Source organism: Curtobacterium sp. ME-Dv--P-122a, from assembly GCF_030209645.1.
Classification (GTDB): Bacteria; Actinomycetota; Actinomycetes; order Actinomycetales; family Microbacteriaceae; genus Curtobacterium; species Curtobacterium flaccumfaciens.
Genome location: NZ_JARVRO010000004.1, coordinates 1 through 15,477, shown reverse-complemented (window position 1 = coordinate 15,477; position 15,477 = coordinate 1). Strand labels below are relative to the sequence as shown.

Genomic DNA, 15,477 nt, shown 5'->3' with positions numbered 1-15,477 from the left:
ACGTGTCCGCAGAGCGGGAGCCTCAGGGATCCGGTGTCGGTGGTGCACTACGCTCGGTGCGTGACCGGGACGGCGGGATGGACAGGGCGAGGGATCCTCTACCGCGCCTACCAGCGCCGGATCCGCCGCCAGCTCGAGGGTGCAGCGAAGCCCAAGCACGTCGCCATGATCGTGGACGGCAACCGCCGCTGGGCGAAGCAGCTCGGGCTCGAGTCCGCCGCGCACGGCCACCGCGCCGGCGCCGCGAAGATCCCGGAGTTCCTGACGTGGTGCGACGACCTCGGCATCGAGGTCGTGACGCTGTACCTGCTGTCCGCCGACAACCTGACTGGTCGCGGCGGCGAGGAGCTCGAGGAACTCGTCGGCATCATCGCCGACCTCGCCGGGGTCCTGGCCGACAACCGTGACTGGCGCGTGCAGCACGTCGGGTCGAACGAGGGGCTGCCGGAGAACCTGGTGACCGCGCTCGAACAGGCCGAGCAGCGCACCGCCGGCCGCACCGGCCTCCACGTCAACCTGGCCGTCGGGTACGGCGGCCGTCGTGAGATCGCGGACGCCATGCGCAGCATCGTGCAGGCGCACGGCGCGGGTGGCGGCACCATCGACACCCTGGCCGAGGTCCTGACGCCGGAGCTCATCGGCGACCACCTGTACACGCAGGGCCAGCCCGACCCCGACCTGGTGATCCGGACCTCGGGCGAGCAGCGGCTGTCCGACTTCATGCTGTGGCAGAGCGCGCACAGCGAGTTCTACTTCGTCGAGGCGTTCTACCCGGACCTGCGCGAGGTCGACTTCCTCCGGGCGGTCCGCGACTTCGGACTCCGGTCGCGTCGGTTCGGCGGCTGAGCAGCCACCTCCCGCACCGGGTTCGTCGGCGGAGCCGCGTCCCAGTAGGCTCTCAGGGTTCAACCCTGTGAAAGGTGCACCACCTGTGAACATCGACGAGTACGCCGCCGGCTTCTCCGAAGACCCCGGTTACCTCGACCACGCTGCGTTCGGCCCCGTGCAGACCGCCGTGCTCGAGGAGCAGCGTGTGCTCGGCACCATCCAGGCACACATGCGCTTCGGCGCCATGGAGACCCTCGACGAGCAGGACGCCCGCGTCCGCACCGTCGCCGCCCGCCTGGTCGGCCGCCGCGAGGACCAGGTCGTCTCGCAGGCCGCGACGACCCCTGGCCTGCTGCACACCGCCTTCGGTCTGACCGGTGGCGTGCTCGTGTCCGCCGACGAGTACCCGTCGCTGCCGCTCGCGCTGGCCAGCGCAGCCTCGGCCACCGGCGGACGGGTACAGCCCGTCGTCATCGAGTCGGGTGCCGGCTGGGTGACGCCCGAGCTGATCCGTGAGCGCCTGACCGACGAGGTGACCGCCGTCGCGGTGTCCCTGGTCGACTGGCGCACCGGCTACCTGACCGACCTCGCCGCCATCCGCGAGGTCATCGGCGACCGCCTGCTCATCGTCGACGCGATCCAGGGCTTCGGCGTCGTCGACGCCCCGTACGAGATCGCCGACGTCGTCGCCACCGGCGGGCAGAAGTGGCTGCACGCCGGGTGGGGCACCGGCTTCGTGGCGTTCAGCGACCGCGCCCTGAACCGGATCCGTCCGGCGCTGTCCGGCCCGCACGGCACGTCCGGCTGGCCCACCGAGGTCCCCGCAGTGCGTCCGGGGGCCGCCGGCTTCCAGATGTCCCGCATCGACCCGGTCGCGCAGGCCCGGCTCGCGGTGTCGCTCGAGCGTCTCACCGCGGTCGGCGTCGCCGCCGTGCAGGAGCGGGTCACCGACCGCGTCGAGCGTGTGTTCGCCATCGCCGACGAGTTCGGGCTCGAGGTCGAGTCCAGCCGCGACCCGGCCGAGCGCGCCGGCATCGTGGTGCTCCGGCCGACGCAGGGTCGCGTGACGGCCCTGTCCGCCGCGATGCACAACCACGGCGTCACCGCGACCACGCGGCTCGGCGTCGCGCGGGTGTCCGTGTTCCCGTCGACCACCGACGAGACCCTGGACATGTTCCGCGACGCCTGCGTCTCGTACGCCACCATGCAGTAGCAGCGGCGCGGCTGCTGCGCTTGCTGCCTCCCGTCCGCGTCCCGTGAGCGGTCAGGACACCCCGCTCACGTCCGCCGAGTGGTCACCACCGGTCGGCTGGCGCCGTCGCAGCCGACGGTCCGTGACCACTCGGCGTTGCGCGCGCGACGAGTCGCGACCACCGGACGGCCTGGAGGCGCGGTGCCAGGCCGCCACGGGCCTCCCGTCCGGAGTCCGCGAGCGGTCACGGCGCCCCGCTCACGTCCGCCGAGTGGTCACCACCCGTCGGCCGGGGCCGTCGCAGCCGACGGTTCGTGACCACTCGGCGTCGCCGCCGCGCGCGGCGTCGCGAGCCGCGCTCGCGTTGTTCACGCGACCGTAACTCCGGAAACCGCGTGTCGCTGTCGGGGTGTCGGGGGCCGGACGTACGTTGTCCCCATCGGGCACCGCGCCCGATCGAAGCGGCCACAGTCGGTGCTTCGGGACCCGCTCCGTGGCCGCGTTCGAGGACAGGACCGGGCCCGTCGCGGCCCGGGGATGGAGTGGTCGTGACCTCTCAGAACGTCTCTCGCGGAGCACAGCAGCAGCACACCGCGGACTCGTCCACATCGGTCGCCCAGCGCACGTACGTGCTCGACACATCGGTGCTCCTCAGCGATCCGCGGGCCTTGTTCCGCTTCGCCGAGCACGCCGTGGTCCTGCCCGTGGTGGTCGTCAGCGAACTCGAGGCGAAGCGCAACGACCCGGAGATCGGGTACTTCGCCCGGCAGGCCCTCCGGCTGCTCGACGAACTGCGCATCGAGCACGAGCGGCTCGACTTCCCGATCGCGATCGGCGACGGCGGCTCGTTCCGCGTCGAACTGAACCACTCCAACCAGTCCGTCCTGCCGTCGGGCCTGCAGCTCGGCGACAACGACTCCCGCATCCTCGCTGTCGCGTCGAACCTGAAGAACGACGGGCTCGACGTCGTGGTCGTGTCGAAGGACCTGCCGCTCCGGGTCAAGGCGTCCTCGATCGGCATGGCGGCGGAGGAGTACCGCGCCGAACTCGCGGTCGACTCGGGCTACACCGGCATCGCCGACCTGCAGGTGTCCGGCGAGCAGATGTCCGACCTGTACGAGAAGGAGGAGATCCGGTCCTCGAAGCTCGACGGCGTCCCGGTGAACACCGGCGTCGTCATCCACTCCGAACGTGGATCGGCCCTCGGCCGCGTGCACGTCGCCGGCGCCGTCGCACTGGTGCGCGGCGACCGTGAGGTCTTCGGCCTCCGCGGGCGCTCGGCCGAGCAGCGGCTCGCCATCGACGCGCTGCTCGACTCCGAGATCGGCATCGTCTCGCTCGGCGGCAGCGCCGGAACGGGCAAGTCGGCGCTCGCCCTGTGCGCCGGACTCGAAGCCGTGCTCGAACGGCAGCAGCACAAGAAGATCATGGTGTTCCGGCCGCTGTACGCCGTGGGCGGGCAGGACCTCGGCTTCCTTCCCGGCGACGCCGGCGAGAAGATGAACCCGTGGGCGCAGGCCGTCTACGACACCCTCGGTTCGGTGGTGTCGGACAACGTCCTCGACGAGGTGGTCGAGCGAGGCCTGATCGAGGTGCTGCCCCTGACCCACATCCGCGGCCGCTCCCTGCACGACGCCTTCGTGATCGTCGACGAGGCCCAATCGCTCGAACGGAACGTGCTGCTCACGATGCTCTCCCGCATCGGTCAGAACTCACGGGTCGTGCTCACCCACGACGTCGCGCAGCGCGACAACCTGCGGGTCGGCCGGCACGACGGGATCGCGTCGGTCATCGAGCGGCTCAAGGGGCACCCGCTCTTCGCGCACGTCACGCTGACGCGGTCCGAGCGCTCCGCGATCGCGGCCCTGGTCACCGACCTGCTGGACTCGCCGGATCTGGTGTAGCGGCAGGCGCTGTCGGGTTTTCGCGCTGACCGACAGGTCACGCACTTCCGGACGCGTGACCTGTCGCTCAGCGCGTGAGGCGGGCAGAGCCGCCATCGGACGGACGGGAGGCCCGGTGCCAGCTGGCACCGGGCCTCCCGTCCGTCCTGGGGGTGCGTCAGGAGCGTCGCGCTACTTCGGGTGGGTCATGCTGAGGACGTCGAGCGCCTCGTCGAGCTGCGCCTCGGTGACCTCGCCGCGCTCGACGTGGCCGAGGGCCACGACGGCTTCGCGCACGGTGATGCCCTCGGCGACGGCGTACTTCGCGACCTTGGCCGCTGCCTCGTAGCCGATGACCCGGTTGAGCGGGGTGACGATCGACGGCGAGGACTCCGCGAAGGCGCGGGCACGCTCGAGGTTCGCCTGCAGCCCGTCGATGGTCTTGTCCGCGAGCACCCGCGAGCTGTTCGCCAGCAGGCGGATCGACTCGAGCAACGCCGTGCCCATCACCGGGATGGCGACGTTGAGCTCGAACGCACCCGAGGCACCGGCCCAGGCGATGGTGGCGTCGTTGCCGATGACCCGGGCGCCGACCATCAGGGTGGCCTCGGGGATCACCGGGTTCACCTTGCCCGGCATGATCGAGGAGCCGGGCTGCAGGTCGGGGATGTGCAGCTCGCCCAGGCCGGTGTTCGGACCGGAGCCCATCCAGCGCAGGTCGTTGTTGATCTTCGTCAGGCTGACGGCGAGCACCTTGAGCGCACCGGAGGCCTCGACCAGGGCGTCACGCGCGCCCTGCGCCTCGAAGTGGTCGACGGCCTCGGTGATCGGCAGGTCGGTGTCGCTCGCGAGCTGGGCGATGACCCGCTGCGGGAAGCCCTTGGGGGTGTTGATGCCGGTGCCGACCGCGGTGCCGCCGAGCGGGACCTCGGCGACGCGGGGGAGCGTCGCCTGCACACGCTCGACGCCCAGGCGGATCTGGCGTGCGTAGCCGCCGAACTCCTGCCCGAGGGTGACGGGCGTGGCGTCCATCAGGTGCGTCCGGCCGGACTTCACGGCGTCGGCCCAGAGCGTGGCCTTCGCTTCGAGGGACTCGGCGAGGTGCTCGAGTGCGGGCACGAGGGTGCGGAGGAGCGCCTCGGTCACGGCGACGTGCACGGAGGTGGGGAAGACGTCGTTCGACGACTGCGAGGCGTTGACGTGGTCGTTCGGGTGCACCGCAGAACCCGCGATGTCGGACGCCAGTGTCGCGAGCACCTCGTTCATGTTCATGTTCGACGACGTGCCGCTGCCGGTCTGGTAGACGTCGACCGGGAACTGGTCGTGGTGCTGCCCGCCGATGATCAGGTCGGCCGCGCCGGCGATGGCGTCGGCGACGGCGGGCTCGACGATGCCGAGTTCACCGTTCACGATGGCCGCCGCACGCTTGATCCGTGCGAGTGCCACGATCTGCGCCGACTCGAGCCCGGTGCCCGAGATGGGGAAGTTCTCGACGGCGCGCTGGGTCTGGGCACGGTAGAGCGCCGACTTCGGCACCCGTACCTCGCCCATGGTGTCGTGCTCGATGCGGAACTCGGTCGGGGTGGTGTCGGTCACGTCGTCGTGGTCCTTCCTGGGGTGCTCGCCGGTCGCGGTCGCGCCGGCCCGTGCCTGCGCCCCGGGGTCGCCGGGGCGGTCGTCGTCGGGGTCGGGTCGGTCAGACCTGGCCGACGACGGTGTCGATGGTGACTTCTCCGGTGGCGAGGTCGTACGTCGCCCCGACGACGGCCAATCTACCCTCGGCCACGGCGTCGGAGACCGCGCCGGAGCGCTCGATCACCTGGCGGAGGGTGGCTTCGAGGTGTGCGGCGCCGACGGCTTCCTGCGGGAGCTCGGCGTCGGTGAGTCGGACCTTCTCGACGCTCGGGGCGATCGCGTCGACGAGGGCCTGCAGGTGCGGGGCGGGGACGGGCTCACCGGAGCGCGCTGCCGCGACGGCACCGCACCGGGTGTGCCGGAGCACGACGACCAGGGGCGTGCCCAGGGCGACGACCGCGAACTCGATCGAGCCGAGCACGACGTCGTCGACGATCTGGCCGGCGTTGCGGATGGCGAACAGGTCACCGATGCCGGCGTCGAAGACGTGCTCGAACGGCACCCGCGAGTCCGAGCAGCCGAGGACGGTCGCGAACGGCGACTGCGATCCTTCGAGCTCGGTGCGGCGGTCCGGGTCCACGCGGCCCATCCGGCGCTTGTCGGCGGCGAAGCGGGCGTTGCCGTCGACCAGCAGGCGCAGGGCGTCGGACGGGGTGGAGGCGGCGCGGTCGGGCATGGGGCTCCTCGGTTCGGGTGGGACGGGGTGGTGACTGGCGGGGCGGTGCCCGTCGTCTACTCGGTCAGTTCTCGGGAGACGGCGGTCGCGACGGTCCGGAACGCCTTGTCGTCGGCGGTGCCGGAGAGCACGATCGTGTTCTTGCCGAACGTCGAGACGAGCGAGTACGCGTGGTTGCCGGCATCGGTGCCCTCGGCGCGGCGGTCGTAGACGGTCCACTCCGTGTCACCGATCGTGCGGTCACCGGTGGACGGCCGCTGGTCGAGCTGGTTCGACACCCACGAGGCGTTGGCGTCGATGCCCTGCTGCAGACCGAGGTACTGCTTGTCCGGCGTCACGAAGCCGACGGTCCAGACGTCCACGCCGTCGGTGGTCTTGCTGGCGAAGTCCGCGCGGTTGGCGCTGTAGCCGTCGGGCAGCGGCGGCGCCACCAGGGTGACGTCGTCGACGTTCGCCTTCGCCGCGATCTGCTGGTAGTCGACGGTGCGGTCCACCGTGGTGTCGGGCCGGACGACGACCGCCACCAGGAACAGCACGATGCCGAGCGAGGCGATGAGCGCGATGACCAGGTTGAACGCGGTCTGGTGCTGTCGGCGGGCGGTCCGGGCGGCGTCCTTGCGGGCCCAGGTCTCCTCTGCCGTCTCGGGGCGACCGAGCTCGGCGACGATCGGGCGGCCGTTGGCGTCGGTCATCGGCCGGCGCCGTCCTGGGCGTCGCTGGCCGCACGGGCAGCGTCGAGCCGTGCGCGGGCGCCGACGAGCCACTCTTCGCACCGGGCGGCGAGGGCTTCGCCCCGCTCCCAGAGCGCCAGCGAACGCTCGAGGGTCGCGGAGCCCTGTTCGAGCTCGCTCACGACGCGCACGAGTTCGTCGCGGGCCGCTTCGTAGCTCAGCGACTGGACGTCGGTCTGCTCGGGTTCCTGCTGGGATGGCACGGGTCGATCCTACCGAGCGTCCACCGACGATCCGTCGCCCGGACCCAGGCTGTGGAGAACACCCGTGGTGGTCAGGAGCCGTCCGGGCCGGGGCCGTCCGGCTCGAGCGTGCCCGTGGCCGTGCCGGCACCGAGCGTGACGTGCACCGGCGTCGCTCCGGACAGGTCGTCGGTGCCGCGGACCACACCGCCGTCGGCGCGCTGCACGATGGCGTACCCGCGGCGCAGGGTGTCCCGCGGCGAGAGTGCCCGGAGCCGGGCGGTCAGGTGCCCGACCTCGGAGTGCCCGCGCTCCAGCCGGCGGTCGAGCAGTTCGCGGGCGCGGGACAGGTCGCGGGCGACCTCTTCCGCACGGGTGTCGACGAGCCACGCGGTCGACGCCAGGGCCGGGCGCGACCGCAGCGCGGCGAGCCGGTCGGCCTCGACCGACAGCGTGTGCGAGAGCCGGAGCCCGAGCCGGGCGCGGGCCGCCCGGACGTTGGCGAGCTCCTCGGCGACGTCGGGCACGACCCGCTTGGCGGCGTCCGTCGGGGTCGAGGCGCGCAGGTCGGCGACCTCGTCGAGGATCGGGCGGTCGGCCTCGTGCCCAATCGCCGAGACGATCGGGGTCGACGCCGCGGCCGCCGCACGGACGAGTCCTTCGTCGCTGAAGCCGAGCAGGTTCTGGAAGTCGCCGCCGCCGCGCGCGATGATGATGACGTCGACCTCGGGGTCGGCGTCGAGCTCGAGGATCGCCGCCGTGACCTCGCCCACGGTCCGTTCGCCCTGCACCGCGGTGTGCACGGTGCGGAACTCCACCTGGGGCCACCGCAGCTGCGCGTTCCGCTTGACGTCCTTCTCGGCGTCCGAGTCCTTGCCGGTGATGAGGCCGATGCGGTGCGGCAGGAACGGCAGACGCTGCTTCCGGGACGGGTCGAACAGCCCTTCCTCGGCGAGGGTGCGGCGGAGGCGCTCGAGGCGTTCGAGCAGGTCACCGAGCCCGACGTGCTTCATCTCGACGACCTGCATCGTCAGCGAGCCGCCCTTGACCCAGTAGTTCGGCTTGAGGGCGGCGACGACCCGGTCGCCCTGCTTGATGTCCGCAGGCACCCGGGAGCGCACGCTCGACCAGATGGAGAACGACACGGTGGCGTCGACCTCGACGTCCTTGAGCTTGCCGTACACGTTGCCGCCGGCGACGTTCCACTGCGTGATCTCGCCCTCGACCCACGCGGTGCCGAGTCGGTCGATCCAGTCGCGGAGCTTCGCGCCGAGGAGCGCCACCGGCCACGGGTTGTCGGCCGTCGGCGGGCCCTGTTCGATCGCCATGTCGCTCCTCGTCCTGCTGGGACGTCCATCGTGCCCGAGACCGGTGACAGGCGACGGACGTCGTGTTCTCCACAGGCACTCCGCGCGCCCAGGTCGCGTGCGTGCCGCTCACCTATCATCGGGGACGTGACGATCACCAACGGCCACACGGTCCCGCTCGCCCCGCCGCGTGTGCACGCGGCACGGGGTCGACTGCGTGACGAACCGGTCGCCGGCCCCAAGAAGGTGCTGCTCGCGGCCCCCCGTGGTTACTGCGCCGGGGTGGACCGTGCGGTCGTCGCGGTCGAGAAGGCGTTGGAGCAGTACGGCGAGCCCGTCTACGTCCGCAAGCAGATCGTCCACAACGTGCACGTGGTGTCGACGCTCGAGCAGCGCGGTGCCGTCTTCGTCGACGACGTGGCCGAGGTGCCCCGTGGTTCGCACGTCGTCTTCAGCGCGCACGGTGTGTCGCCGGCCGTCGTCGCGGGTGCCGCCGAGCGCGACCTGCACGCCATCGACGCCACCTGCCCCCTCGTCACCAAGGTCCACCGCGAGGCCACCCGGTTCGCCAAGGCCGAGCGGACCATCATCCTGATCGGCCACGCCGGCCACGAAGAGGTCGAGGGCACGATGGGGCACGCCCCGGACCGCACGATCCTCGTGAACGGCCCCGACGACGTCGCCGCGCTGTCGGTGCCCGACCCGGACAACCTCGTCTGGCTGTCGCAGACCACGCTCAGCGTCGACGAGACGATGGAGACCGTGCGGCTGCTGCGCGAGAAGTTCCCGGCCATCCAGGACCCCCCGTCGGACGACATCTGCTACGCCACCCAGAACCGCCAGGTCGCGATCAAGAAGGTCGCGCCCGGTGCCGACCTGGTGATCGTGGTCGGCTCGGCGAACTCGTCGAACAGCGTCCGCCTGGTCGAGGTCGCGCTCGAGCACGGTGCCCGCGCCGCCCACCGCGTCGACTACGCGGAGGAGATCCAGCAGGAGTGGCTCGACGGTGTCGAGACGGTCGGCGTGACCAGCGGTGCATCCGTGCCGGAAGAACTCGTGGCCGAGGTGCTCGAACAGCTCGCCGACGCCGGCTACGCCGCCGTCGAAGAGGTCGTCACCGCACACGAGGACCTGATGTTCTCGCTCCCCAAGGAGCTCCGCACCGACGCGTCGGGCAACCCGACGCGCGCGCTCGGCGGGCGTCGGGCATGAGCGGCTCGGACGGCTGGTCCTCGGTCCCGCGTCGCGACCCGGCGAACCACGGCGACGCCGGCGCTGGTACCGGTCAGGAGGCTCGGGGTGCGTCCGCGACGTCGGCCGCCGGCCCCGCGAACGGCCGGCCCCAGGGCCGTCCCGCCCCCGGGTACGGCGAGTACGCGCCAGAGGGTTGGGTGAACCCGGTCCTCGTCGAGCAGGAACGCCAGGAGCGGGAGCGCCAGGCACGGGAGCGGCAGGACCAGGCCCCCGCCACCGGCGTGCGCGACGCTGCTCCGAGCGACGGCGTCCGCGGCGACCGCGCCGGTGCGGACGCTCGCTCCGGTGCAGTCCCTGCCGGGGCGCAGCGGTCGATGGCCGGCAGCCGGTTCGGTCGCACACCGGCCGACTTCGTGCTCACCGTCGGGCTGCTCGCCTTCGGGCTGGTCTCCGTGGTGCAGTCCCTGTCCGTGGGCGAGGTCGCCTCCACCGTGCGGCGCACCCTCGAGACCCAGTACACGGCGCTGAACGACCCGAGCGCCCTGAGCACGGCGGCCGCCATCGCCGCGATCACCAACGTCGTCGTCTTCGCCCTGGTCGCCTGGTGGTCCATCCGTCGGCTCCGCGCACGGAAGCGGACGTTCTGGGTGCCGCTGGTCGGCGCGGTCGTCGCCACGGCGATCAGCACGATCGCGTTCGTCGTCGTGGTCATGCAGGACCAGGCCTTCGTCGACTTCATGCTGCGACAGTCCGGCGCCTGACCGCCGGGCTGGTCGCGGCGCCGGTCTCCGCGCGGCGCCGACATCCATGCGCCGAGTGGTCGCAACACGCCGCGGCCCCGCCGTCGAGTGGTCACGAAGTGACGTCCGGCACCGGCGCAACTGACAGTTCGCGACCCCTCGGCCCTGCGCGTACGGGGAGTCGTGACCTCTCGGCAGCCCGTCCGTCGGCCGGTCGCGGTGCCGGTGCCCCTCTGGCGAGCGTCGTCAGCCTCCCGGGCGAGCGCAGCAGCCACCGCCGATTGGTCGCAACACGCCGCGGGCCCGCCGTCGAGTGGTCACGAAGTGTCGTCCGGCACCGGCGCAACCGACAGTTCGCGACCCCTCGGCCCTGCGCGTGCGGGGAGTCGCGACCACCCCAGCCAGCAGCCGGAGGTCAGCCGGCCAGGAACGCCGCGACCGCTCCGTGCAGGGCAGCCAGGTCATCGACGTGCACGAGCTCCCGGATCGAGTGCATCGACAGCAGCCCGACGCCGATGTCGATCGTCGGGATCCCGAGCCGGGTCGCCGCGATCGGGCCGATGGTCGAGCCGCCGGGGATCGTGTTCACGTTGACGAACGGCTGCCACGGCACACCGGCGGTTTCGCAGGCGGCGGCCCAGACGGCCTCGCCCTTCGCCTCGGTCATGTAGCGCTGGTTCGCGCTGATCTTCAGCAGCGGTCCGGCCCCGGGGCGCGGGCGGTTCGTCGGGTCGTGCTTCTCCGGCTGGTTCGGGTGCACCAGGTGCCCGGCGTCGCTCGACAGCAGCCACGATGCACGGAACGCCCGGGCGGCTTCGGAGCGGGTGGCGCCGAGTCCTTCCTGCACACGGCCGAGGACGTCCTCGAGGAATGGACCCCCGGCACCGGACGGCGTCGACGACCCGATCTCCTCGTGGTCGAACGCCGCGAACACCGGTATGTGGTCACCGTCGGTCGGAGCGTCGACGATGCCCCGGAGTCCGGCGTGCACGCTCGTCAGGTTGTCCATCCGGCCGGACGCCAGGAACTCCCGCTCGATGCCGATCCGGGCCGGCGCCTGGGTGTCCGCGAGGAACAGGTCCCACGACACGGCACCCTCGCCGAGCCGGGCGAGCAGCCACTCCACGACGGAGGTCCCACCGGCGTCGCCGTCGACCCCGACGATCGGCAGGGTGTGGCGCTGGCGGTCGATCTCCTTGCCGTCGTTCACCCCGCGGTCGAGGTGGATGGCCAGGTTGGGGATGCGGGCGACGGCATCGGTGCTGACGAGCCGCACGCTGCCGTCGGCGTCGACGACCCGGCCGGCGATCCGCAGGTCACGGTCGAACCAGGTCGACAGGAGCGCGCCGCCGTAGACCTCGACGTTGAGCTGCTCCCAGCCCCAGGTGCGCACGCCGGGGTTCGGCTTCACGCGGAAGCCGGGGGAGTCGGTGTGGGCGCCGAGGATCCGGAACGGCGTCGTCGGGACGGCACCGTCGGGCAGGCGCCACGCGATCACGGCGCCGTCGCGGACGACCACGTACGCACCGGGTTCGGTCGGCCAGGCGTCGAGCTCGGACAGCTCGGTGAACCCGGCCGCGACGAGACGGTCACGGGTCGCCGCCGCCGCGTGGAACGCGGTGGGCGACTCGGTGACGAACTGGGCGAACTCGGAGGCGATGGCGTCGACGGTCACCCGCCCATCGTGGCACGGGGTGGGGGCGACCCGACGCAGAACGGGGCGCGTCCGTCGGACGCACCCCGTTCCTCCAGGCCGGTGGACCCGACCGGACGGACCTGCTCAGCCCTTGGCGTGGCCTGCCGAGCCGAGGACCTTCGCGGCCTCGACGACGCGAGCCGCCATGGCGGTCTCGGCGACCTTGCCCCAGGCGCGGGGGTCGTACTGCTTCTTGTTGCCGACCTCGCCGTCGATCTTCAGGACACCCTCGTAGTTGCGGAACATCGAGTCCGCGATCGAGCGGGTGAACGCGTACTGGGTGTCCGTGTCGATGTTCATCTTGATGACGCCGTTGCGGACTGCCTCGTGGATCTCGTCGTCGGTCGAGCCGGAGCCGCCGTGGAAGACGAGGTCGAGGGGGTTCTCGCCGGTGCCGTGCTTCGCCGCGACGGACGCCTGGATCTCGCCGAGGAGCTCGGGACGGAGCTTGACGTTGCCCGGCTTGTAGACGCCGTGCACGTTGCCGAAGGTGAGCGCCGCGATCCAGCGACCCTTGTCGCCCAGGCCGAGCGCGTCGACGACCTTTTCGACGTCGTTCGGGGTCGTGTAGAGCGCGTCGTTCGTGCCCTCGTGCTGGACGCCGTCCTCTTCGCCGCCGACGACGCCGATCTCGACCTCGAGGATCGCGTTGATGTTCCGCGTCTTCTCGATCATGGTCTTCGCGATCTCGATGTTCTCGTCGAGCGGCACGGCCGAACCGTCCCACATGTGCGACTGGAAGATCGGGTTGCGACCCTGCCGGACCTCTTCCTCGCTCGCCGCGATGAGCGGCAGGACGAAGCCGTCGAGGGCGTCCTTCGGGCAGTGGTCGGTGTGCAGCGCGACCGTGATGTCGTAGTTCTTGGCGACCTCGTGGGCGAACTTCGCCATCGCGAGGGCACCAGCTGCGCGGTTCTTGATGGTGTGGCCGGCGAAGTAGTCGGCACCGCCCGTCGTGACCTGGAGGATGCCGTCGGAACCGGCCTCCTGCAGGCCCTGGAGGACCGCGTTGATGGTCTGCGAGGAGGAGACGTTGACCGCGGGGTACGCGAACTTGCCCGCCTTCGCGCGTTCGATCATCTCGGCGTACTGTTCCGGCGTTGCGATGGGCACGTGGATCTCCTTCGACTTCGGTGATGTCCCCGCCGATCGTAGTCAGCCGGACTGGAGGCACGGTCCGGGTTACGCGGTCGGCTCACGTCCGGCGTGCACATGCGTGCACGGGCCCGGTGTCCGGACCGTCGGTCGGCCGCCGGTCGGTAGGCTCGGGTCGTGACTCCCACGACTGAGACCGGCTCCCTGTTCCTCCAGCCCGACCGCAACCTCGCGCTCGAGCTCGTGCGTGCGACGGAGGCCGCCGCGATCCGTGCGCAGCCGTGGGTCGGGCGTGGTGAGAAGAACCTCGCCGACGGCGCCGCGGTCGACGCGATGCGCAAGTTCCTCGGCACGGTGAACTTCGACGGCGTCGTCGTCATCGGTGAGGGCGAGAAGGACAACGCCCCGATGCTCTACAACGGCGAGCACGTCGGCAACGGTCACGGCCCGGCCTGCGACATCGCGGTCGACCCGATCGACGGCACCTCGCTCACCGCCGCTGGCCGCCAGAACGCCATCTCCGTCATGGCCGTCTCGGACCGTGGCTCGATGTACGACCCCTCCGCCGTCTTCTACATGGACAAGATCGCCGCCGGCCCCGAGGGTCGCGGTGTCCTGGACCTCGAGAAGCCGATCGGTGACAACATCCGCGCGCTGGCGAAGGCCAAGGGCAAGGACCTCGAGGACATGGTCGTCGCCGTGCTCGACCGTCCGCGCCACGACGAGCTGATCCGCGCCATCCGCGCGACCGGTGCCGGCACGCGACTGCTGCTCGACGGTGACGTCGCCGGTGGCATCGCCGCCGCGCTGCCCGGCTCGACCATCGACATGTGCGTCGGTGTCGGCGGCACCCCCGAGGGCATCATCACGGCGTGCGCGATCAAGGCGCTCGGCGGCGTGATCCTCGGCAAGCTCCAGCCGAAGGACGACGAGGAGCGTGAGCGCGCCATCGCCGCCGGCCACGACCTGGACAAGGTCCTCGACCAGGACGACCTGGTCACGGGTGACAACACGTTCTTCGTCGCCACCGGCGTCACCGACGGCGTCCTGGTCGACGGTGTCCGTCGTTCGCGCGGCGTCATCCACACCGACTCGCTCGTGCTCCGCTCGCGCTCGAACACGATCCGCCGCATCCAGGCGGACCACCGTGCGGAGAAGTGGTTCTAGGCCGGACGATCGTCTGCCGCTTCGGGGCGTCGCCGGTCTTCCGGCGGCGCCCCGTTGTACGAGCCCTTGCGTAGGCTCGACGCATGACTGCGACAACGGCACGGATCGTCGGACTGGACACCGCGGGCATCCGCACGCTGCACGCGGAGGCGGACGGCACGGCCGACCGGCTGCCGCACGTCGTGCCGGTGGCGCCTGACCTCGGCGTGATCCTGGCGGACGAGGACGGCGCGATCCTCACCGCGCCGGCGCTCGCCGAGATGGGCTGGGCGGACGACGACGTCCTGCGCGCAGCCGTCGCCGCCGCGCAGGAGCAGGCCGGAGGCGACGTCGCGGTGATCCAGCCTGGCACGATCGTCATCCAGGACCCCGACCTCGCCGTGGTGCTCGTGCTCGCACCGCAGGCGTTCCAGGGGATCGAGTTCCGCGGCAGCGCAGTGGTCTTCCCGGTTGCGCCGACGACGTTCATCGTCACCGGCGACCAGGACGAGGACGGGCTCCAGGTCGCGGCCGGTGTCGCCCAGCAGATCCTGGCCGACGACGAGGGCGAGGTCCTGAGCGGACCGCCCATGGTGCTGCGCGGTGACGGGTGGGTCCGGTTCGAGCACCCGTCGCTCGACGGCGAGCTCCGGACGATCCGCGCGCTCTGGACCGCGACCGCCGCGAACCTGCAGCAGGACGCCCTGCAGGAGTCGTTCGACCGGCGGGGCGAGGACGTCCACGTCGGTGCGGTCTCGGTCGCCCGGCTCGCCGAGGACGACCCGGCCTTCTCGTACTCGTCGTGGACCGAGGACGTCGAGACCGTCGTCGCCGCGGTCGACACGATCGTGCTCGTGACCCTCGACGGGCAGACGCAGCCCGTGCCGTTCGGTCGCTTGAGGGAGCTGGCCTCCGGGTTGATCGAGCAACTCGAGGTCCGCCCGACGCGCTACCGGCTCCGCGGGTTCCCGGATCTCGAGTCGGTCCGCGCGGCCCTCTGACGGGTGGACCCCGGTCGGCGGCACTCGTCCCCGTCGCTGCCCCCTGATATGGTCACACTCGCGCGCTTGTGGACAACGGCGCGATAGATCGGACCTGGGGAGGAATGATGGGGCGACCGTCGGGGTGGGACGTTGTCGATCAGGGTGATGATCCGGTCAAGGGTGATCCGT

Annotated in this window: 14 protein-coding genes; 7 read left to right on the top strand and 7 right to left on the bottom strand. The window is 71.5% G+C overall.

The window, feature by feature from the left end; genetic code table 11:
- Positions 1–60 precede the first annotated feature (60 nt).
- From QRN49_RS03490 to phoH2, 3 genes are all read left to right on the top strand, one after another.
- Positions 61–846 (top strand): isoprenyl transferase, encoded by a 786-nt coding sequence (locus QRN49_RS03490; protein WP_027464506.1) that lies wholly within the window; start codon positions 61–63, stop codon positions 844–846.
- Positions 847–931: 85 nt separating this feature from the next.
- Complete coding sequence (locus QRN49_RS03485) at positions 932–2,041, top strand: aminotransferase class V-fold PLP-dependent enzyme (RefSeq protein WP_284753956.1); 1,110 nt, start codon at positions 932–934, stop codon at positions 2,039–2,041.
- A 521-nt stretch (positions 2,042–2,562) separates the two neighbouring features.
- Positions 2,563–3,924 carry an RNA 5'-3' helicase PhoH2 gene (phoH2, locus tag QRN49_RS03480; protein ID WP_175330838.1) on the top strand — a complete coding sequence of 454 codons (1,362 nt, stop codon included), beginning with the start codon at positions 2,563–2,565 and terminating at the stop codon, positions 3,922–3,924.
- 171 nt (positions 3,925–4,095) lie between these two features.
- On the opposite strand, the gene QRN49_RS03475 is transcribed toward phoH2, so the two are convergent.
- The 5 genes from QRN49_RS03475 to xseA form a co-directional block, all read right to left on the bottom strand.
- Positions 4,096–5,499 carry a class II fumarate hydratase gene (locus tag QRN49_RS03475; RefSeq protein WP_194621525.1) on the bottom strand — a complete coding sequence of 468 codons (1,404 nt, stop codon included), beginning with the start codon at positions 5,497–5,499 and terminating at the stop codon, positions 4,096–4,098.
- A 100-nt stretch (positions 5,500–5,599) separates the two neighbouring features.
- Positions 5,600–6,214, bottom strand: a complete 615-nt coding sequence (locus tag QRN49_RS03470) for a carbonic anhydrase (RefSeq protein ID WP_027464510.1) — start codon at positions 6,212–6,214, stop codon at positions 5,600–5,602.
- 56 nt (positions 6,215–6,270) lie between these two features.
- Complete coding sequence (locus QRN49_RS03465; protein ID WP_071405755.1) at positions 6,271–6,906, bottom strand: DUF4245 domain-containing protein; 636 nt, start codon at positions 6,904–6,906, stop codon at positions 6,271–6,273.
- Positions 6,903–7,148, bottom strand: coding sequence for an exodeoxyribonuclease VII small subunit (locus tag QRN49_RS03460; protein ID WP_071405754.1), 246 nt, complete (start codon positions 7,146–7,148; stop codon positions 6,903–6,905). The genes QRN49_RS03465 and QRN49_RS03460 overlap by 4 nt, the downstream gene beginning before the upstream one ends.
- Positions 7,149–7,219: 71 nt before the next feature.
- Entirely contained in the window at positions 7,220–8,455 is a 1,236-nt protein-coding gene (xseA, locus tag QRN49_RS03455; RefSeq protein WP_111055645.1) for an exodeoxyribonuclease VII large subunit, read from the bottom strand.
- A gap of 126 nt (positions 8,456–8,581) precedes the next feature.
- On the opposite strand from xseA, the gene QRN49_RS03450 reads away from it, so the two are divergent.
- Both QRN49_RS03450 and QRN49_RS03445 read left to right on the top strand, forming a co-directional pair.
- Positions 8,582–9,646 (top strand): 4-hydroxy-3-methylbut-2-enyl diphosphate reductase, encoded by a 1,065-nt coding sequence (locus QRN49_RS03450; RefSeq protein WP_081827167.1) that lies wholly within the window; start codon positions 8,582–8,584, stop codon positions 9,644–9,646.
- The gene (locus QRN49_RS03445) at positions 9,643–10,389 is read left to right on the top strand and encodes a DUF6264 family protein (RefSeq protein ID WP_284753955.1); all 747 of its coding nucleotides are present in this window, start codon (positions 9,643–9,645) and stop codon (positions 10,387–10,389) included. The genes QRN49_RS03450 and QRN49_RS03445 overlap by 4 nt, the downstream gene beginning before the upstream one ends.
- Before the next feature lie 394 nt (positions 10,390–10,783).
- On the opposite strand, the gene QRN49_RS03440 is transcribed toward QRN49_RS03445, so the two are convergent.
- Both QRN49_RS03440 and fbaA read right to left on the bottom strand, forming a co-directional pair.
- Positions 10,784–12,043, bottom strand: coding sequence for a M18 family aminopeptidase (locus QRN49_RS03440; protein WP_284753954.1), 1,260 nt, complete (start codon positions 12,041–12,043; stop codon positions 10,784–10,786).
- 105 nt (positions 12,044–12,148) lie between these two features.
- Entirely contained in the window at positions 12,149–13,177 is a 1,029-nt protein-coding gene (gene fbaA / locus QRN49_RS03435; protein ID WP_017886723.1) for a class II fructose-bisphosphate aldolase, read from the bottom strand.
- A gap of 159 nt (positions 13,178–13,336) precedes the next feature.
- Between fbaA and glpX the strand changes: the two genes are divergently transcribed.
- The gene (gene glpX / locus QRN49_RS03430; protein WP_017886722.1) at positions 13,337–14,326 is read left to right on the top strand and encodes a class II fructose-bisphosphatase; all 990 of its coding nucleotides are present in this window, start codon (positions 13,337–13,339) and stop codon (positions 14,324–14,326) included.
- 83 nt (positions 14,327–14,409) lie between these two features.
- Positions 14,410–15,306, top strand: coding sequence for a hypothetical protein (locus QRN49_RS03425; RefSeq protein ID WP_284753953.1), 897 nt, complete (start codon positions 14,410–14,412; stop codon positions 15,304–15,306).
- The last annotated feature ends 171 nt before the right edge of the window (positions 15,307–15,477 follow it).